18 protein-coding genes are annotated in these 18,986 nt (G+C 72.1%); 5 read left to right on the forward strand and 13 right to left on the reverse strand.

The genetic code is table 11. From position 1 onward, the window contains the following. Nucleotides 1-11 precede the first annotated feature (11 nt). Genes OG462_RS18285 through OG462_RS18295 form a run of 3 tightly spaced genes read right to left on the reverse strand, consistent with a single transcriptional unit; the run spans nucleotide 12 to nucleotide 2,883 of the window. Entirely contained in the window at nucleotides 12-1,214 is a 1,203-nt protein-coding gene (locus tag OG462_RS18285) for a dipeptidase (RefSeq protein ID WP_406058841.1), read from the reverse strand. Continuing rightward, complete coding sequence (gene purE / locus OG462_RS18290) at nucleotides 1,211-1,708, reverse strand: 5-(carboxyamino)imidazole ribonucleotide mutase (protein WP_406066591.1); 498 nt, start codon at nucleotides 1,706-1,708, stop codon at nucleotides 1,211-1,213. Before purE ends, OG462_RS18285 begins: the two co-directional genes overlap by 4 nt. Before the next feature lie 35 nt (nucleotides 1,709-1,743). Then, complete coding sequence (locus tag OG462_RS18295) at nucleotides 1,744-2,883, reverse strand: 5-(carboxyamino)imidazole ribonucleotide synthase (protein ID WP_406058843.1); 1,140 nt, start codon at nucleotides 2,881-2,883, stop codon at nucleotides 1,744-1,746. Nucleotides 2,884-3,071: 188 nt separating this feature from the next. Here OG462_RS18295 and OG462_RS18300 point away from each other — a divergent pair, with 188 nt between their 5' ends. After that, a complete protein-coding gene (locus OG462_RS18300; protein ID WP_406058845.1) occupies nucleotides 3,072-3,587 on the forward strand; it encodes a GtrA family protein in 516 nt (171 codons plus the stop codon). Nucleotides 3,588-3,601: 14 nt separating this feature from the next. Here OG462_RS18300 and OG462_RS18305 read toward each other — a convergent pair whose 3' ends face one another. Further along, nucleotides 3,602-4,873: an ATP-binding protein gene (locus tag OG462_RS18305; RefSeq protein ID WP_406058846.1), complete on the reverse strand. Its 1,272-nt coding sequence runs from the start codon at nucleotides 4,871-4,873 to the stop codon at nucleotides 3,602-3,604. Nucleotides 4,874-4,939: 66 nt separating this feature from the next. After that, the gene (locus tag OG462_RS18310; RefSeq protein WP_030690380.1) at nucleotides 4,940-5,617 is read right to left on the reverse strand and encodes a response regulator transcription factor; all 678 of its coding nucleotides are present in this window, start codon (nucleotides 5,615-5,617) and stop codon (nucleotides 4,940-4,942) included. A 429-nt stretch (nucleotides 5,618-6,046) separates the two neighbouring features. Here OG462_RS18310 and OG462_RS18315 point away from each other — a divergent pair, with 429 nt between their 5' ends. Continuing rightward, nucleotides 6,047-7,567 (forward strand): peptide MFS transporter, encoded by a 1,521-nt coding sequence (locus OG462_RS18315; protein ID WP_406058849.1) that lies wholly within the window; start codon nucleotides 6,047-6,049, stop codon nucleotides 7,565-7,567. A 90-nt stretch (nucleotides 7,568-7,657) separates the two neighbouring features. Here OG462_RS18315 and OG462_RS18320 read toward each other — a convergent pair whose 3' ends face one another. The 6 genes from OG462_RS18320 to OG462_RS18345 all read right to left on the reverse strand — a co-directional run bounded on the left by OG462_RS18320 (nucleotide 7,658) and on the right by OG462_RS18345 (nucleotide 12,738). Then, nucleotides 7,658-9,115, reverse strand: coding sequence for a hypothetical protein (locus OG462_RS18320; RefSeq protein WP_406058850.1), 1,458 nt, complete (start codon nucleotides 9,113-9,115; stop codon nucleotides 7,658-7,660). A gap of 14 nt (nucleotides 9,116-9,129) precedes the next feature. After that, nucleotides 9,130-10,176: a hypothetical protein gene (locus OG462_RS18325; RefSeq protein ID WP_406058852.1), complete on the reverse strand. Its 1,047-nt coding sequence runs from the start codon at nucleotides 10,174-10,176 to the stop codon at nucleotides 9,130-9,132. After that, entirely contained in the window at nucleotides 10,173-11,024 is an 852-nt protein-coding gene (locus OG462_RS18330) for a hypothetical protein (protein WP_406058854.1), read from the reverse strand. The genes OG462_RS18325 and OG462_RS18330 overlap by 4 nt, the downstream gene beginning before the upstream one ends. Then, on the reverse strand, nucleotides 11,024-11,719 hold the full coding sequence (locus tag OG462_RS18335; RefSeq protein WP_406058856.1) for a peptidase: 696 nt from the start codon (nucleotides 11,717-11,719) through the stop codon (nucleotides 11,024-11,026). The genes OG462_RS18330 and OG462_RS18335 overlap by 1 nt, the downstream gene beginning before the upstream one ends. Nucleotides 11,720-11,853: 134 nt before the next feature. Further along, the gene (locus OG462_RS18340; protein WP_406058858.1) at nucleotides 11,854-12,273 is read right to left on the reverse strand and encodes an ATP-binding protein; all 420 of its coding nucleotides are present in this window, start codon (nucleotides 12,271-12,273) and stop codon (nucleotides 11,854-11,856) included. A 96-nt stretch (nucleotides 12,274-12,369) separates the two neighbouring features. Then, nucleotides 12,370-12,738 carry an STAS domain-containing protein gene (locus OG462_RS18345; RefSeq protein WP_406058860.1) on the reverse strand — a complete coding sequence of 123 codons (369 nt, stop codon included), beginning with the start codon at nucleotides 12,736-12,738 and terminating at the stop codon, nucleotides 12,370-12,372. Between the two features lie 221 nt (nucleotides 12,739-12,959). Between OG462_RS18345 and OG462_RS18350 the strand changes: the two genes are divergently transcribed. The 3 genes from OG462_RS18350 (at nucleotide 12,960) to OG462_RS18360 (ending at nucleotide 17,433) form a co-directional block, all read left to right on the forward strand. Then, complete coding sequence (locus OG462_RS18350) at nucleotides 12,960-13,895, forward strand: RNA polymerase sigma factor SigF (RefSeq protein WP_406058861.1); 936 nt, start codon at nucleotides 12,960-12,962, stop codon at nucleotides 13,893-13,895. A gap of 215 nt (nucleotides 13,896-14,110) precedes the next feature. Then, nucleotides 14,111-15,310, forward strand: coding sequence for a DegT/DnrJ/EryC1/StrS family aminotransferase (locus OG462_RS18355; RefSeq protein WP_406058862.1), 1,200 nt, complete (start codon nucleotides 14,111-14,113; stop codon nucleotides 15,308-15,310). A gap of 95 nt (nucleotides 15,311-15,405) precedes the next feature. Then, on the forward strand, nucleotides 15,406-17,433 hold the full coding sequence (locus tag OG462_RS18360) for a lipopolysaccharide biosynthesis protein (RefSeq protein WP_406066593.1): 2,028 nt from the start codon (nucleotides 15,406-15,408) through the stop codon (nucleotides 17,431-17,433). 16 nt (nucleotides 17,434-17,449) lie between these two features. On the opposite strand, the gene OG462_RS18365 is transcribed toward OG462_RS18360, so the two are convergent. After that, nucleotides 17,450-18,511 carry a glycosyl hydrolase gene (locus OG462_RS18365; protein ID WP_406058863.1) on the reverse strand — a complete coding sequence of 354 codons (1,062 nt, stop codon included), beginning with the start codon at nucleotides 18,509-18,511 and terminating at the stop codon, nucleotides 17,450-17,452. Next, complete coding sequence (locus tag OG462_RS18370) at nucleotides 18,508-18,972, reverse strand: hypothetical protein (protein WP_406058865.1); 465 nt, start codon at nucleotides 18,970-18,972, stop codon at nucleotides 18,508-18,510. Before OG462_RS18370 ends, OG462_RS18365 begins: the two co-directional genes overlap by 4 nt. Nucleotides 18,973-18,986: the final 14 nt, after the last annotated feature.

Raw genomic sequence — 18,986 nt, forward strand, 5'->3', positions numbered from 1 at the left:
GTGCCGGGCCGTCAGGCCCCCTGCGCGTCCAGGGAGTCGATCGTCGCGTTCGACGGTGCCGTACGGCTCCGCAGGTCGCGCGAGACCGCCTCCGCGTCACGGAGGGCGCGGACCGCGTTGGACCAGGTCAGCTTGGCGAGGTCCGGGTGGGACCAGCCACGGTGCAGGAGTTCCGCGACCAGGTTCGGGTAGCCGGCGACGTCGTCGAGGCCGGCCGGGGTGAAGGCCGTGCCGTCGTAGTCGCCGCCGATGCCGATGTGGTCGATGCCGGCCGCCTCGCGCATGTGGTCGAGGTGGTCGGCGACCGTCGCGGCGGTGGCGATCGGGCGCGGGTTCGCCTCCTCGAAGGCGCGGTGCAGCTTCATGGCCTCGGCGGTGGTGTCGAGGTGGTCGAAGCCGTGCGCCCGGAGGTTGTCGTCGGCCCGCGCGGTCCACTCGACGGCCGCGGGGAGGATGAACTTGGGCACGAACGTGGCCATCGCGACGCCGCCGTTGGCGGGCAGCCGCTCCAGGACGTCGTCCGGGACGTTCCTCGGGTGGTCGCAGACCGCCAGGGCCGAGGAGTGCGAGAAGATCACCGGCGCCGCCGAGGCGTCGAGCGCGTCGCGCATGGTGGTGGCGGCGACGTGCGAGAGGTCGACGAGCATGCCGGAGCGGTTCATCTCGCGGACGACCGCGCGACCGAAGGCGGAGAGCCCGCAGACGCCGGGCGCGTCGGTCGCCGAGTCCGCCCAGTCGTTGTTGTCGTTGTGGGTGAGCGTCATGTAGCGCACGCCGAGGGTGTGCAGGGCGCGCAGGGTGGCGAGGGAGTTGTTGATCGAGTGGCCGCCCTCGGCGCCCTTGAGGGAGGCGATACGGCCCTCCTTGCGGGCCGCCTCCATGTCGTCCGCCGTCAGGGCCGGGGCGAGGTCGCCCGCGTACCGCTCCAGGAGCTGGTCGACGATGTCGATCTGCTCCAGGGTGGCGCTGACCGCGTCGTCGCCGGCGAGCCGGCAGGGCACGTACACCGACCAGAACTGGGCGCCGACGCCGCCGGCCCGCAGCCGCTTGAGGTCGGTGTGGAGCGCGCCGGTCTGGTCCGCGCCGATGTCCATGCGGTCCAGGTCGTAGCGGACGTGCTCGCGCAGCGCCCACGGCAGGTCGTTGTGGCCGTCGACGACGGGGTGGCCCGCGAGCAGCTCGCGGGCCTCCTCCAGACGGTCCGCCGCGCTCACTTGCCGAAGCCGAACGAGTCCGCGCCCTCGACCTTGGCCCGCAGGCGCTTGCCCTTCTCCGTGGCCTGGTCGTTGAGCTCCTGGAGGAACTCGTTCATCCGGGTCTGCAGCTCGGGGTCGTGCGCGGCGAGGATCCGGGCGGCGAGCAGGCCCGCGTTCCGGGCGCCGGCGACGGAGACCGTGGCGACGGGGATGCCGGCCGGCATCTGCACGATGGAGAGCAGCGAGTCCATGCCGTCGAGGTACTTCAGCGGCACCGGGACGCCGATGACGGGCAGCGGGGTGACGGAGGCGAGCATGCCGGGCAGGTGGGCGGCGCCGCCGGCGCCCGCGATGATCGCCTTGAGGCCGCGGCCGGCGGCCTCCTCGCCGTACGCGATCATCTCGCGCGGCATCCGGTGCGCGGAGAGGACGTTGACCTCGTAGGGGATCTCGAACTCGTCGAGGGCCTGCGCGGCGGCCTCCATGACGGTCCAGTCGGAGTCGGATCCCATGGCGATGCCGACGGCGGGGGAGGTGCTGATGCTGCTCACTCGGTGATCGTTCCTCGCAGATAGCCGGCGGCGTGACGCGCGCGCTCCAGCACGTCGTCCAGGTCGTCGCCGTAGGTGTTGACGTGCCCCACCTTGCGGCCGGGCTTCACGTCCTTGCCATACATGTGGATCTTGAGCTGCGGGTCCCTGGCCATGCAGTGCAGGTACGCGGAGTACATGTCCGGGTAGTCGCCGCCCAGGACATTGCACATCACGGTCCACGGTGCGCGCGGGCGCGGATCGCCGAGGGGCAGGTCCAGGACCGCCCGGACGTGGTTGGCGAACTGTGAGGTGATCGCCCCGTCCTGGGTCCAGTGGCCGGAGTTGTGCGGGCGCATCGCCAGTTCGTTGACGAGGATGCGGCCGTCCGTGGTCTGGAACAGTTCGACCGCGAGGTGGCCGACGACGCCCAGCTCCTTGGCGATGCGGAGCGCGAGCTCCTGCGCCTGCCCGGCGAGCTCGCCGTCGAGGTCGGGCGCGGGCGCGATCACCGTGTCGCAGACGCCGTCGACCTGCCGGGACTCGACGACCGGGTAGGCGACGGCCTGGCCGTGCGGGGAGCGGACGATGTTCGCGGCGAGCTCGCGCGTGAAGTCGACCTTCTCCTCGGCGAGGACCGGGACGCCCGCCAGGAAGGGATCGCGGGCGTCCTCCGGCGTACGGACGAACCAGACGCCCTTGCCGTCGTAGCCGCCGCGCACCGTCTTGAGGATGATCGGGAAGCCCCCGACCTCGGCGGCGAAGGCCGCCGCGTCCTCGGGGTCCGCCACGATGCGGTGCCGGGGGCTGGGTGCGCCGATCTCGTCGAGCTTCGCGCGCATCACCCCCTTGTCCTGGGCGTGCACCAGCGCGTCGGGCCCCGGGCGGACGGGGATGCCGTCCGCCTCAAGGGCCCGCAGGTGCTCCGTGGGGACGTGCTCGTGATCGAAGGTGATCACGTCACATCCGCGCGCGAAGTCACGCAGCGTAGCCAGGTCGCGATAGTCGCCGATGACGACCTCGCTCACCACCTGCGCCGCAGAGTCCTGCGGGGCGTCGCTGAGGAGCTTGAACTTGATGCCGAGGGGGATGCCCGCCTCGTGGGTCATTCGGGCGAGCTGACCGCCACCGACCATGCCGACTACCGGGAACGTCACCCTCTTAGGGTATCCGCACCATCCGTGAACACTCGTCCGGCTGTGGTTTGGCACAAGGACAGTGCAGGTGAGGGCTGGGTTTCCCCATGGTTTACGAGGTACCCGGGCGGGTGACAGGAGCGCTGGTTAGCATGGTTGGGTTGACGTCGCCCGGACGTCACCCGGACGGACGGGACAGAGCCATCACCATGAGTGAACCCGGCGCGCTGCGCACGCGACTCGACCGGCTCGTCCGCGAGGTCGCCAAGTTCGGGGTGGTGGGCGGTCTCGGCGTCCTGGTCAACCTGGGCGTCTTCAACCTGGTCCGCGGTGCCACGGACATTCCGATGGTGCGGGCCAGCCTGATCGCCACCGTGGTCGCGATCGTCTTCAACTACGTGGGGTTCCGCTACTTCACGTACCGCGACCGTGACAAGTCCGGCCGCACCAAGGAGATGTCGCTGTTCCTGCTGTTCAGCGTCGTCGGCATGGTGATCGAGAACGGTGTGCTCTACGCGGCGACGTACGGCTTCGGCTGGGACGGCCCGCTCGCGAGCAACTTCTTCAAGTTCTTCGGCATCGGGATCGGAACCCTGTTCCGCTTCTGGTCGTACCGCACGTGGGTGTTCCGCGCGCTGCCGGCGAAGGAGGCGGTGCAGACCGCCGAATCGTTCCTGGAGCAGGCACCCCGCCAGGCGACCCGCCGACAGCCCGACCGCGTCTGACACCGGCCGCTTTCTTACCGTACGGGGCGGTCCGGCGTCTCCTCCGAGACGCTCCTGACCTCCCGGCTCAGGAACAGCGCGAAGACCGGCGGCTGCTGCTGGAGCAGCTCCAGACGGCCGCCGTCCGCCTCCGCCAGGTCGCGGGCGACGGCGAGGCCGATCCCCGTGGAGCTGCGGCCGCTCACCGCCCGCTCGAAGATCCGCGCGCCGAGGTCGGCCGGGACGCCCGGGCCCTCGTCCGTGACCTCGATCACCGACTGGTTGCCGGTGACCCGCGTCCGCACGGCGACGGTGCCGCCGCCGTGCATGAGCGAGTTCTCGATCAGGGCCGCGAGGACCTGGGCGACCGCGCCGGGGGTGCCGACGGCCCGCATCCCCTGCTTGCCCGAGTGGACGATGGCCCGCCCCGCGCTGCGGTAGGCCGGCCGCCACTCCTCCAGCTGCTGCTTCACGACCTCGTCCAGGTCGAAGGCGACGGCGGAGCCCGTACGCGGGTCCCTGGAGTTCGTCAGGAGCCGCTCCACGACGTCGGTGAGCCGCTCGACCTGGGTGAGCGCGATCGTCGCCTCCTCCTTGACCGTGTCCAGGTCGTCGGCGAGCGCCACCTCCTCCAGACGCATGGAGAGGGCGGTGAGGGGCGTACGGAGCTGGTGCGAGGCGTCGGCGGCCAGGCGGCGCTCGGCGGTGAGCATCCGGGCGATGCGCTCGGCCGAGGCGTCGAGGACGTCCGCGACCCGGTCCAGCTCCGGCACCCCGTACCGCTTGTGCCGGGGACGCGGGTCGCCGGAGCCGAGGCGCTCGGCGGTCTCCGCGAGGTCCGTGAGCGGGGACGTCAGCTTGTTCGCCTGCCGTACGGCGAGGAGGACGGCGGCGATGACGGCGAGCAGGGCCACCGCGCCGATGATCATGAGGGTGCGGCCGACCTCGGCGGTGACCGCCGAGCGGGACTCCTCGACGATCACTGTCTCGCCGCGCTCGCCCTCGGCGAGACCCCGGGTGACGTCGCCCTCGGGGCGGGTGCCGATCTCGATCGTGTCGCGGCCGGGGATGTGGATCTGCGCGTACCGCTTGGCGCCGCTCTGCTCGGACAGGATGTCCGGGTTGACCGGCTCGCCGCCGATGAGCCGGCTGTCGACGATGGAGACGATGCGCAGCGCCTCCAGGTCCACGCTCTCCTGGGCGCTGCTGGAGATCGTGCGGGTCTCGACGATGACGAGCGAGACGCCGAAGACGGCGATGACGACGAGCACCACGGCGAGGGTGGAGTTGATGAGGCGGCGACGCACGGTTGCCCTCCGGGCGGGGGGACGGGGAACTCGTCCGAGCCTACGGGCCTTGAGCCGCCCGGCCCGTCAGCTCTTCTCGAAGCGGAAGCCGACGCCTCTCACGGTGGCGATGTAGCGGGGGTTCGCCGCGTCGTCGCCGAGCTTCTTACGGAGCCAGGAGATGTGCATGTCGAGGGTCTTGGTGGAGGACCACCAGGTGGTGTCCCAGACCTCGCGCATCAGCTGGTCGCGCGTGACGACCCGGCCCGCGTCCCGGACCAGGACCCGCAGCAGGTCGAACTCCTTCGCCGTGAGCTGGAGCTCCTCGTCGCCCATCCAGGCCCGGTGCGACTCGACGTCGATCCGTACGCCGTGGGTCGCCGGGGCGACGGCGGGCTCGGTGGAGCCACGCCGGAGCAGGGCCCGGACGCGGGCGAGGAGTTCGGCGAGCCGGAAGGGCTTGGTGACGTAGTCGTCGGCGCCGGCGTCGAGCCCGACGACCGTGTCGACCTCGTCGGCGCGCGCGGTGAGCACCAGGATCGGGACCGTGTGGCCCTCGGCGCGCAGGCGCCGGGCGACTTCGAGGCCGTCCATGCCGGGCAGTCCCAGGTCGAGCACGACGAGGTCCACGCCGCCCTGGAGTCCGGCGTCGAGGGCGGTCGGGCCGTCCTCGCGGACCTCGACCTCGTACCCCTCTCTCCGCAGGGCGCGGGCCAGCGGTTCCGAGATGGATGCGTCGTCCTCGGCGAGCAGTACACGGGTCATGGGGTGATGGTAGTCCGCACGGGTGGGAGGCCGGGGCATGATCCATGGGGAGGGAGGGAACCCTGGGGATCTTGTGGGTATCTTGCACATGACCTTCGAATGACCTTGCGTGGTTGCACCCTCACCTGTGATCCATCTCTCAAGTCCTTCCATATCCGGCCCTGTCGTGTCGTATGGTGGCTCGACGTCTGTAGCGGTAATCGGGGACCTTTGGCCAGCTTCACGCGCCAAGGTCCTCTTTCTGCGTGAGGTCGGCTCAGCCGAACCTTGAGGACAGTGAATGACCTGTGGGCCGGGTCCCGGGACGCGCATACGCGACTCCAGGGGCGTGGATCCCGGTGGAGTCCACTCCGATTCCGCCGGTGCCGGCCTCCCCCACCGGGCGCATCACGCTCACAAGGCGCGCGTCCCGACAGAGCAAGGATCGACATGGCGTCCAGCCTGACGAAGGACTCGGCCGAACCCCTCGGCTACGAGAAGACCTTCCTCGGCCACCCCCGTGGTCTGGCCACTCTCTTCATGACCGAGATGTGGGAGCGTTTCTCCTACTACGGCATGAGGGCCCTTCTCGTTCTGTACCTGGTCTCCGGCGGCGTGGACGCCGCTACGGGCAGCCAGGGCGGCGGCCTCGCGATGACCGCGGCGACGGCGACGGCGATCTACTCCGTCTACGTCTCGATGGTCTACCTGATGGCCATGCCCGGCGGCTGGTTCGGTGACCGCGTCTGGGGCGCCCGCAAGACCGTCGCGATCGCGGCCTCCGTGATCATGCTCGGCCACGTCTCGCTGGCCATCCCCGGCCAGGCGATGTTCTTCGTGGGCCTCGCGCTCGTCGCGGTCGGCTCCGGCCTCCTGAAGGCCAACATCTCGACGATGGTCGGCCACCTCTACAAGGGCGCGGACGACCCGCGCCGTGACGGTGGCTTCACGCTCTTCTACGTCGGCATCAACCTCGGCGCGTTCTTCGCCCCGCTGGTCATCGGCACCGTCGGCGAGAAGGTCAACTGGCACCTGGGCTTCGCCCTCGCCGCCGTCGGCATGGGCCTCGGCCTCGCCGTCTTCCTGCTCTTCGGCAAGACGCTGAACCCGAAGAGCAGCGAGGTCCCGAACCCGCTGTCCGCCGCGGAGCGCAAGGCCGTCATCACCAAGGCCGCCGTCGTGGCCCTCGTGGTCGCCGTGTTCTACGGCGCCGTCGTCGCCATGGGCATGTACACCCTGAACTGGGCGATGGTCCCGATCACCCTCGCGGGCCTGATCATCCCGGTCGCCGTCCTGGCCCGCATCAAGCGCGACAAGGACCTCGACTCCGGCGAGCGGTCGCGGGTGACCGGCTACATCTGGTTCTTCGTCGCCGCCGCCATCTTCTGGATGATCTACGACCAGGGTGGCTCGACGCTGTCGCTGTTCGCCGACGACAAGACCGCCAGCACGATCTTCGGCCTCGGCTTCCCCGCCACCTGGTACCAGTCGCTGAACCCGCTGTTCGTGATGGCGCTCGCCCCGGTCTTCGCCTGGATGTGGCTGTGGCTGGCCCGCAAGAACCAGGAGCCGAACACCATCGTGAAGTTCGCGATGGGTCTGGTCCTCGTCGGTGCGTCCTTCTTCGTCTTCATCGTCCCGATGAACATGGCGGGCGACGGCACCAAGGTCTCCCCGATGTGGCTGGTCACGATCTACATGATCCAGACCATCGGTGAGCTGTGCCTCTCCCCCGTCGGCCTCTCCGTCACCACGAAGATGGCGCCGAAGAAGTACGCCTCCCAGATGATGGGTGTCTGGTTCCTCGCCGTCACCGCCGGTGACTGCACCACGGGTCTGCTGTCCATCGCGGGCGTGGACCTGAACGGAACAGGGATCATCGCGATGCAGGCGACGCTCGCCGTCGCGGCGGGCTTCGCGATCTTCATGTACCGCAAGAAGGTCCAGGGGCTCATGGGCAGCGTCCACTGACGTCTCCCGCGCCGATGATGTCTCCCGTACGGCCGTGAGGGCCGCCGCACCGATCCGGTGCGGCGGCCCTCCGCCGTTTCCGCCCCCGCGTCAGCGCCTGAGGCGCGCCCACGGGGTGAAGGTGAACACCGCGCCGCCGAGCAGGATCACCGTGCCGGCGACCAGGGCGAGGGCGCGCAGGGCGCCGTCGCTCTCGGCGCCGGTCTCGGCGAGGTTCCCGCCGTCGGAGCCGCCGGAGCCGCTGCCGGAGCCGGAACCGCTGCCCGAGCCCGAGCCGCTGCCGGAACCGCCCGACGCGCCGCCCGCCTGCTTGCTCGTGTCCAGTTCGAGGGAGGCCTTGACGGCGCCCTTGACCTGGCACGGGATCTGCATCTGCGAGCTGCCGAGGGTGACCGTGATGGTCAGCGTGCCGGGGCTGAGGGTGGACTTGCCGGTCGCTCCCGGCTTGTAGGTGCCCTTCATGTCCGGCAGGTTCACCGGGTCGCCCAGCTTCAGATCGGTGGGGTTCGGGGGCCCGGTGACGTTCACCGTGCCGCTGTCGGATCCGCCGATCCTGACCGCCATGGAGGCCTTGAGTGCCCCCTTGGGGAGGGCTGCGGGGCTGTCCATGACGCCCTTGGCCGTCTTGACCGTGAGGTCGTAGACGCCGCCGTTCTTCTTGGCGTCGATCGTCACCTTGGACTTGATGTCGGCGGGGCCGGGGGCCTGGCAGCCGAACGTGACGGAGACCTGTTCGCCGGGGAAGGACGTCTGGCCGCCGCCACCGCCGCTCGTACCGCCGCTGGACGATCCGCCGGAGTCCGAGCCGGAGCCCGAGCCCGAGGATCCGCCGGTGCCGCCCGAGGAGGTGGTCGAGGAGCCGCCGGTGTTGTTCGAGCCCCCGCCGGTCGTGGTGGACCCGCCGGTGGTCGTCGTGGAGCCACCCGTCGTGCTGCCGCTCGCGTTGCCGCCCGACGTCGTGGTCGTACCGCCGGTGGTCGTCGTGGACCCGCCGTTCGTCCCGCCGGTCGTCGTACCGCTGCCGTCCGTGACCTTGATCGTCGCGGCGACCGGCACCGACTCCTTCGGTGCGCACTTCGTGTCCGTCGACAGCGGCTTGGACACGTTGATCGTGTACTTGTCGGGCGTGAGGGTGAACTCGCCCGCCTTCGTCAGCTTCAGCTTCCCCTTCATGTCGGGCAGCACCATGGCGCTGTTCTTGGGGATCGGCGGGTTCTGCCGGGGTCCCTCCATCGCGACCGTGCCGGTCCCCACCCCGCCCACGGTGAGGGCGCCGGTCGGCTTGACCGTGTCCTGGCCGAGGTCGAGCACGTCGGGGTTCTTCGACGCGGCCTGGACCGTCTTCCAGACGATCTCGACCTCGTCGCCGACCTTGGCCTCCGCCGGTGCCGTGATCAGCACCTTCGTCGTGCCCTGCACGGGCGGAAGTCCGGAGATGGACGGCGGGATGCACTCCGTCTTGTACGAGACCTCGGCGGCCTGGGCGGGGCCGGCGGAAATCAGGATCCCCGCGCCGCCGAGCATCAGCGCGACTCCGGCCGCGCTCATCCTCCGTTGCGTACTCACGCATGTCCCTTCGTCGTCGGGCTGCTCTCTGGGGCTGACGGTGCGGAGTCAGGACTGAACCACGGCAGGGCCGCGGTCGGTTCGTCGTCCCCCGGGTCCCGCAGCGCGGGGCCGGAGGCACGTGTGCGGAGGCCGGCCCGGGGCCGGGCCGGGGGCCGTGGCCGGTGCCGGGCGGGGCTCGTCGCCGGGCGGGCGCGGTCCACCACGGCCATCCCGATCCGGAACAGCGCCGCCGGTACGACCACGGCGAGCAGCAGCCAGAAGAGCGTCACGCCCCAGGGCCGGCCGACCCCCCACGGCTGCTCGACCAGGACCTTGCCCGCGTACCGCACGGAGACCTGGTAGTCGCCGTGCGCGCCCGCCGTGAGTTCGACGGGAAGCCGGACGAGGGCCTTCTTGCCGGGGTCGACCGTGCCGCGCCACTGCCGTTCCTCGTACTGCGGCGCGAACACGCCGTGGCTGGAGCCGACCTGGAAGACCGGGTCCTTGACGGGTGCGGAGCCGAGGTTGCCGACGGTGAAGACGATCTCGCGGGACGGCGGCGCCCCGAACCAGGTGAGGAGGCCGCTGGAGCCGTCGAGGCGTACGGCGGCGAGGACGGCGAGCCGCCCGTCGCCCGAGGCCTCGGGGAGCGGGGCGGTGGGATGCCCGGCGACGGTGAACTCGCGGTCGACGGCGTCCTGTTGGCCCGTGACTCCGGCCACGTGCACCACGCAGGGGCAGGGCTTGGGCGGTTCGGCGACCGGGAGCTTCGCACTGAAGCCGCCCCGGGCGTCGACGGTGGCGGCCCGGCCCTCGGTGTTGGCGCAGGAGTTGGTGCCGCCGATGACGCCCTTGCCGGGGGCGGCCTGGCCGCAGATCAGCAGCATGAGCAGCGCGCCCGGTTTCCAGCCGCTGCCGCTGACGTTGATCTCGCCGCCCTTGCCGCCCTCCGCCTGGGAGAGCTCGACGGCGGGGCCGGGGGCCGCGGCGACGGGGGCCGCGGGGAGCAGGCCGAGGGCGAGCGCGGTCATGAGCGCCGCCGCTGTACGTATCCACCTCATGTGTTCGCTCCCGCGGAGGCTCGCTGGGTACGGGACCTTCCGCGCCGCCGTACGGCGTATCCGCCGCCCGCCGCCGCGAGCAGCAGTCCGGTCGCCCCGGCGAGCGCCGGGCCCGAGGCGAAGGAGGCCTCGGCGCGGGCGGTGGCGGGGGTCGCCCCGTCGGCGGTGGCGGTCAGCCGGACGGTGACGGAGTCGAGGGCGGGCGGGTCGGGCCAGGGTTCGGTACGGGTGGCCCGCTCGCCGGGCCTGAGGGTGAGCGGCAGGGGCCGGCCCGGCCGGTCGAGGACGGTGCCGAGGACGCCTTCGGCGTGCACCGCGAGGTGCGGGGCGAGGACGGTGGTGCCCCGGTTGACCAGGGTGTACCGGAGTGCGCCGGTCGCGGTGTCGACGCGGACGTCCTCGACGGTGAGCGCGGCGAGCCTCGGGCCGCTGACCCGCAGCCGCAGGTCGACGCGTACCTCCCGGCCGGCCGCCGTGGCCCGTACCGCGCCCCGGTGTTCGCCCGGCGGGGTGTCCGCGGTGACGGTCACGGCGAACGGCACGTCCGCGCGGGTCCTGGCGGGCACGGTCACGGTCCGGGCGGCGAAGGACACGGGTGCGCCCTCCCCGCCGAGCCGTACGGTGAGCGGCCGCGCACCCGGGTTGGTCAGCGACAGGGTGTCCTGGAGGACGCTGCCGGCGGGGCCCTCCAGATAGGCGTACGGCCGTCCGGCGGCGGGCGCCGCCGTCCAGGCCTGCGCGCCGGGGGAAGCCGCCGTGGGGGCCTGGGCGCCCGAGGGGGCCGCCGCGACCGCGCCGACGAGGGCGGTCGCGGCGGCCACGAGCCCGGTGCGTGCCACCGCCCGCATCAGCGTGCCGTGCGCCGCGTGAGCCAGAGGACTCCGGCCGCGCCGGTGAGGAGGACGGTGCCGCCGAGGGTGCCGAGGGCCAGGGCGGAGTCGAGCGGGCCGGTCTTGGGCAGCTCGGCGCCCGTGTCCTCCTGGTCGTCGGAGGGCGGTGGGGTGTCGGAGCCGCCGGAGAGGCCGGTCACCTCGAGTTCGAGGGCGGGCGCGGGGTTGTTCTTCGGGGTGCAGACGGCCGCGTCCATGCCGAGGGCGTGCACCGTGAGCGTCCCGGCCGTGAAGGTGACCTTGCCGTTCTTCTTCGGCGTGTACGTGCCCGTCAGCGTGCCGATCCTGATGGGGGTGTCGGGCGGGATGGCGGCCGTGTTCGGCGTCCCCTTGACCTTGACGGTGCCGGAGTCGGCGCCGCCGAGGACGAGGTCGGCGCGCGGGGTCATGACGCCCTTGGGGAGCTCGACCGGGCTGTCGGAGACTCCCTTCTCGAACGACATGGTGATCGTGTACGCGCTGCCGTTCTTGACGGCCTTGATGTCGACGGGCGAGACGGCGCCCTTGGGCCCGATCTTCGTCTCGCAGGCGTAGTTGACGTCGACGACGGCCGCCTGGGCGGCCGGTGCGCCGGCGAGCACGGCCGCGCCCGCCACCGCGACCGCCGCCGTGAGCGCGGCGGTCCTTCTCCTCCGGTTCGGCTCCTTGGACACCCCGAGCACCCCTCACCGCAACGTAACTGACGGTCTTTCAGATTGGGCGTCAAGGTACGCCCGAGGCCTTACGGAGGGAAGAAGAGAGACGGTGAAAGTCCTGGGGAGTGCCTTGCCGGTCAGGCGGACACGGCCTAGGCAGGTGCGGCGAGTTCGGCCCAGACCGTCTTGCCGGGGGCGCCGGGGGTGCGCTCGATGCCCCAGTCGAGGCAGAGGCGCTGCACGATGAACATGCCGTGGCCGCCCGGGCGGCCGGACCGGTGCGGGGTGCGGGGCGCGGGTGCTCCGGCGCCCCGGTCGGTGACTTCGAGGCGCAGGACCTTGGGCAGCCGCAGGACACGGAGGCGCTCGGGGCCCTCGGCGTGCAGACAGGCGTTGGTGACGAGTTCGGAGACGACGAGCAGGACGTCCTCGGCGGCGGCCCTGCGGTCGGCGGTGGCGGCCGGCAGCCAGCCCCACTCGTGGAGGGCGGACCGCGTGAAGTCACGGGCGAGCGGCACGGTGCCGCTGGTCTCGCCGAGGGCGAGCGTACGGACGTCGGAAGCTTGGTCCATCAGCGCTTCACCTCACCGATCGACGGGACAGAGGGCGGGACGTACGGGCCGTGCGGGCGGGGCCGGGTCATGAGGGCGGGCCCGGCCGGGGCGGGATCAGCCGGGAAGGGCTGTGGCGAGTGTCTCGTGCACGGTGAAGACGGCCTCCGCGCCCGTGATGTGGAACACCCGGGCCACCGCGGGCCGCATCCCCACGAGATGGACGCCACCGCCGGCGGCGTCCGCCCTCAGCCGGGCGCCGAGGAGCACGTTGAGCCCGGTCGAGTCGCAGAACTCCAGGCCCGAGCAGTCGACGACGAGCCGCGAACGGCCCGCGTCCAGCGCCTCGTCCAGAGGGGAACGCAGTAGTTCGGCGGTGTAGTGATCGAGCTCACCCACCGGGGCGAGGAGTTCACTCGCGTCCACGGTCCGGACCTCGACCCGCAACCGCGCGGGCGGTGCGCTGCCGATGTTCTCGCGGTCCATGGCCGTGCCTCTTCTCGCTCTCGCGGATGCCGACTGACGTGCCTCGAACCCTACAAGCGGGGCACCCTCCGATGCACACGAGGTCCACCACATAACGGGGCAAAGCGGATTATCGACACTTGCGACCTTCGGCGTCGAGCAGGTAGGGCTAGTAGGGAACACCCGACACGACCGGCTTCGGAGGCGCCGCAAACCGCAGCAAAGAACCACGAAGGAGACCCATGTCACCCCGGCTCGACGCCCCGCGTACCCCCGACGCGCCGTCGGCAGCAGTCCCCCTCGACCGACCGCTCGACCCCACCCCCGACCTCACCGCCGCCCCCTCCGACGAGCGCGCCGTCCGGCTCCCGGAGCAGCTCACCGACCGCCCGCTCGTCCACATCGGACCGGTCGACGCGCGCGCCCTGTCGAAGCAGCTCTTCGCCCGGCTCGCGGAGCTCGAAGAGGGCACCCACGACCACGCGTACGTCCGCAACACCCTCGTCGAACTCAACCTGGCCCTGGTCAGGTTCGCCGCCGCGCGCTTCGGCACCCGCAGCGAGCCGATGGAGGACATCGTCCAGGTCGGCACCATCGGCCTCATCAAGGCGATCGACCGCTTCGAGCTCACCCGCGGCGTGGAGTTCCCCACCTTCGCGATGCCCACGATCATCGGCGAGATCAAGCGCTTCTTCCGCGACACCTCCTGGTCCGTGCACGTGCCGCGCCGACTCCAGGAGCTGCGGCTCGACCTCGCCAAGGCCGGTGACGCGCTCGCGCAGCGCCTCGACCGCGCCCCGACCGTCGCCGAGCTCGCCGAGGAACTCGGCATCTCGCCGGAGGAGGTCGTCGAGGGCATGACCGCGAGCAACGCGTACACCGCGAGCTCGCTCGACGCGCAGCCCGACGAGGAGGAGGGCGGCGGCGGTGAGGCCACGCTCGCCGACCGGCTGGGCTACGAGGACAACGGCCTGACCGGGATCGAGTACGTCGCCTCCCTGAAGCCGATGATCGCCTCGCTGCCCGCCCGCGAGCGGCACATCCTCTCCCTCCGTTTCGTCTCCGGCATGACCCAGTCGGAGATCGGCACGGAGCTCGGCATCTCGCAGATGCACGTGTCCCGGCTGCTCGCCCGCACCCTCGCCAGGCTGCGCCGGGGTCTCACTCTGGAGGAATGACCTCCACCGGCTTCCCCGAGCCGCCAAGATGGCTGCGGAAAGGGCCCGTTCACGGTCTTTCGACCCGTGACGGGCCCTTCCGCACGGCGCGTTCGGGGCCGGGTCGGGCGCCGTGCGCGCGGCCGGTCCCACGACCAACCGCGGCACAGGGGGGCCTTGTTGACGCGGCGTCCGGAATGGGCCACATTGAGCCCGGGGGTTCAGGGGGGAATCACATGTTTTCTGCGTACGCGGAACTGGAAGAACGCATGCGCGCCCGGCTCGGGGGCAGGGAGTGCCTCTACGTGCCGTCGTGCCGCTTCGGCCTCTATCTCGCACTGCGCCACTGGTGCAGACCCGGCGGCCGGGTGCTGATGTCACCGGTCAACGACGACGTCATCTTCTTCGTCGTCCTGGCCGCCGGGCTCCGCCCCGTACAGGCACCGCTCGACCCCCGGGACGGGTCGATCGACACGGCCGCCGTGCCCGAGTCCGTCTGGCGGGACCTCTCCGCCGTCCTCACGACCAATCTGTACGGGAACCCCGACCCGGCTCCGGAGCTGCGGGGCCGCTGCGACCGGCTCGGCATCCCGCTGATCGAGGACGCGGCCCACGCGATCGGCTCCACCGTCGACGGACGCCCGGTCGGCACGTACGGCGAGGCGTCCGTGTTCAGCCTCTCGAAGCACACCGCCGCCAAGACCGGCGGCTTCCTCGCCCTCGCCGACCCGGGGCTCCGCGAGGAACTCGCCGCCGCCCGCGACGCGTTGCTGCACCCGACCCGTACCACCGCCGAACTCGCCCATCTGGTCCGGCCGTACGCCGAGTCCACCCTGCGCGGACTACGCCTCGTCGGGGCCGCGCGCGCGGCCGTCCGGCGGCTCGGTCTGGAGGAGCGGGAGGAGATACGGATGCCGCTCCGCGCCGAGGAGCTGAAGCAGGCCCTCACGGCGGCGCCCGCGCTCGAACCCTTCCACTCCTGGGTCCGGGTCGACATGCACGACTACCGGCTGCGGCCCGGCTCCGGCCGGCTCCGGCGCACCACCCGCAGGTTCGCCCGGCTCGACGACGTCCTCGACGCGCACACGGCGGGCACCGTCCTGCTCCTGGCGAGCGAGTACGGCGCGCCGGAGGCGTCCCCGGGCGGCGCACCACAGCCGCTGTACCGGGTGCCCCTGCTCGTCGAGGACCGGGACGCGGCCGTCGCCGCCCTCGCCCGGCGCCGGATCACCACCGGCTACCTCTACGACCCGCCGCTCGACAGCTACGCGGGCGAGGCCTTCACCGACCCCTCCCCCGCTCCGGGGCCGGCCGCCTGGTTCGCCCGGCACGCCCTGCCCGTGGACCCGCGCCGCGCGGACGAGGCCCTCGGTGTGCTGCGCGGCGCCGGGATCCGCCCGGCCAAGCCGTCGTTGGTCCCCGGCGGCACACGGTGACGGACGCGGTACGGCTGCGGGGATCCGACTCGGACGCCGCGGAGGTCCACGAGCCGCCGCCGACCGAGGCGAAGGACGACGGCGGCGACAACTCCATGTTCCGCAACGCCTACGCCCTGATGCTGTCCACCGGCGTCTCGGCGGCCCTCGGGCTCGGCTTCTGGCTGATCGCCGCCCGCTACTACTCGGAGGAGGCCGTCGGGCAGGGCTCCGCCGCCATCGCCGCGCAGCGGATGCTCGCCTCGATCACGGCGACCACGCTGTCCGGCGCGGTCGTCCGGTACGTGCCCCGGGCCGGCCGGGCCACCGGGCCGCTGGTCGTGCGCCTGTACCTGTTCAGCACGGTCGTCGTCGCCGTGGCCTGCGGTGTCTTCCTGCTCACCCTCGACCTGTGGGGCCCCTCGTACGCCCCCCTCGGCACCGTCTCAGCCGGGATCTTCTTCACCGCGTCCTCGGTCGGCTGGGCCCTGCTCACCCTCCAGGACGGGGTGCTCACCGGTCTGAGACGGGCGATCTGGGTCCCCGTCGGCAACGCGGTCTTCTCGCTCGGCAAGCTCGTCCTGCTCGTCCTGCTCGCGACCGCCGTGCCGCTCCTCGGCGTCTTCGTCTCCTGGGCGGCGGCGATCGCACTCTCCGTCCTGCCGCTGGGCTGGCTCGTGTTCCGCCGGCTCATCCCCCAGCAGGCCCGTGCCGACCGGGACCGCGAGCCGCCGAGCATGCGGGAGATCGGCCGGTTCGTGGCCGGGGACTCCGTAGGCGCGTTCTTCAGCCTCGTCATGATCAGTCTGCTGCCGGTGATGGTCGCCGTCCGCTTCGACGCCGCCCACAACGCCTTCTTCTACACGGCGTACACCGTCGGCGGCACGATGGAGTTCATGGCCATCAACATGGCCTCCTCGCTCACCGCGCACGCCTCGCACAGCCCCGAGTCCCTCGCCGAGGGGGTGCGCGGCGCGCTGCGCCGCATGGTGCTGCTGCTCGTCCCCGTCGTGCTCGTCCTCGTCGTCTTCGCCCCGCTGATCCTCTCGCCCTTCGGCCAGGGGTACCAGGACAACGGCTCCACCGTGCTGCGGCTCCTCGCCGCCGCCGCGCTCCCCCGGGTCGCCGTGGAGCTCTACATCGGCGTGCTACGGGTCCAGGGCCGTACGGGCATGCTCGCCGCCCTCCAGGGCGCGATGTGCCTCCTCGTGCTGGGCGGCGCGGCCGTGCTGATCGGCCCGTACGGCATCAGCGGCGCCGGGATGGCCGTCCTCGGCGGGATGACCCTGATGGCGATCGCATCCGTCCCGGGCCTGCGGGCCACCCTCAAGGGCCGGGCACCGGCCGAACGCCCCCGGGCGGCGGCGCGGGTGAAGGAGCGCGCGGAGGACGGGTACGGCACCAACTGGGCGCGGGAGAGCGCCTATCTGCGCGGGGCGCACGAGTCGGTGACGCCGGCGTTCGGCATCCCGGTGTACGTACCCCGGCAGCGTGACGACGAGCCCGCGGGCCCTCTCGCGGGACCTCTCGCGAGGCCTCTGCCGCCGCCGGTGTCACGGACGGAGGCGCCGGACACCCCGGACCGGTGGACGACCTGGCTGTGGCTGGTGCTCGGCCTGGCGGCCGGGCTGTTCTGGTTGCCGCTCGCCCGGTCCGGCGAGCTGGACGTGGCGACGCTGTCCGGCACCGGGCTGCTCGCCGCGCTGCCCCCGGTCACGCTCCTCGCCGGGCTGATCCTGGTCGCCCTCCAGGGCGCCGCCGTCGGACTCCGGGTCTTCCGGCCCGCGTTCGCCGGAACGGTCCTGCTCGCCACCTTCCTCGCCCTGCACACCGCGCCGCCCCTGCTCGGCCTGCGGCCGGCCGACGCCGGCGGTCCCGGCGCGACGCTCCTGGGCGACGGGGTGGAGCGGGCCGTCGCGCCGATCGCGCTCCAGGCGCTGAGCCTGGTGCTCACGGCCGTGCTGCTGCGGGTGGTCGGGGTGGGCGCGCGGGTCACGGCCGGTGTGGTGTGGGTGCTCGTCTGGGCGGGCTGGGCGGGGCAGCAGGCCTTCGCCACCGCCCCGCTCCCGCTCTTCCTGGGCCTGGCCGGCGGCACGATGGCGGTGTGCGCCTTCCGGGGGCTGACGTCGGGCAGCCGCCCCTAGGGTCGTGTCCGGCGGGTCAGCGGTTCGGTACGTCCTGGCGGAAGTACGGGTCCTGGCCGGCGATCCGGTAGCCGTCGAGGCCGGGTCCGGAGTTGATGGTCAGGTCGCAGCCGGGTCCGGGAACGGCCCGGTTCCAGTGCACGTACGCGCGTGCCTTCGGCAGGCTCGGCGCCACCTCCGGGATCGCGGTGTACCAGTCGCGCTGCCGTTCCGGCTGCTCCGGGTCGGGGGCGGTGGAGAATTCGGAGAGCATGATCGGCTTGTCGGCGGAGATGTTCTTCCGGAGCCAGTCGTAGCCGGGGCGCTGGCTCTTGTCGAAGTCGAGCCAGTCCGGCGACTTGTGGCAGAGGTAGTAGTTGTACTGGTCCATGCCGATCCAGTCGACGTAGTCGTCGCCGGGGTAGAGCGCCTTCATCTGCTCGGCGTTGCCGAGGTAGCCGGAGACCGTCCACACCCACACCACGTCGGTGACGCCCAGCTTCTCGAAGCGGTCGTGGAGGTGGCGGTAGGCGGCGACGTACTCCTCGGGGGCCCCGGCGCCCTCGGGGATGCGGAAGTCGGCCTCCTGGTCGAAGGAGAAGAAGACCCGCTTCCCGTACTCCTTGATGCGCTTGGCCTGGGGGTCGATGACGGAGGTGTCGTACGTCCCCGCGGCGATGTTCTTCCAGCCGAGCTGCTTCTCGGTCCAGCCGGCGTGGTGCTTCTCCGTCCACACCGTGGACTCCCAGGCGAGCATGAGGAGCCGCTCGCGGCCGAGTTCGCGCTCGTCGGGGGTGAGCAGTTCGCCGTCCGCCCTGCTCCCCGACATGTCGTGGTACGTGTAGACGAGGTCGAGCTTGCGGCCGATCTTCTTCTCGAAGGCGTACACGGGCCGGGTGAGCGAACTGTCCTCGTCGTGCGGGATGTACGCGCCCCACCAGGCCCCGCACGGGGCGACGAGGGTGGCGTCGGGAGTACAGCGGTCGTCGCCCTCGTCGAGGGTCGCCCAGACTCCGATCCCGGCGGTCAGCGCGCCCACGGCCGCGAGCGCGATCACGAGCCGGATCCAGGGACCGCCCTCGGCGCGCCGAGCGGTCATCCGCCCCCACCGGTCCCCCGTTCACGGAACCGGGGCGACCGGATCCGGAGCGTACGGGTCCCGGAGGGCCGGGCGCCGTCGCGCTCGACAGCCCCGCGCGTGGCGGCCGGCAGCGGCACTCCGGGCAGGGTGGCGACGACGCTCACGAAGAGGGCGAGGACGACGAGGAAGACGGTGAGCGAGAAGGACTTCGTCAGGAACAGGGTGGTCGCGACGAGGGTCGCCACGGACAGGCTGACGGGCGCGGCGAGCGCCAGGGCCTCAAGGCGGGCGCCGGGGCGCAGTCCGAGCGGCTGCGGGAGCAACAGGGCGAGGCCGGGCGCGAGGACGACGAAGGCGAGGACCGGGATCCAGCGCACCGGGGAGCCGCCCGGGAAGGCGGTCGCCGCGAGGGCGAGCCATCCGGAGGCCGCGAGGGCGGCTCTGCGCTGGACGCGTGGGGTCAGGCGTGGGTGGGCCATGGCGTACCTGCTCC

The organism is Streptomyces sp. NBC_01077 (assembly GCF_045162855.1).
GTDB lineage: Bacteria > Actinomycetota > Actinomycetes > Streptomycetales > Streptomycetaceae > Streptomyces.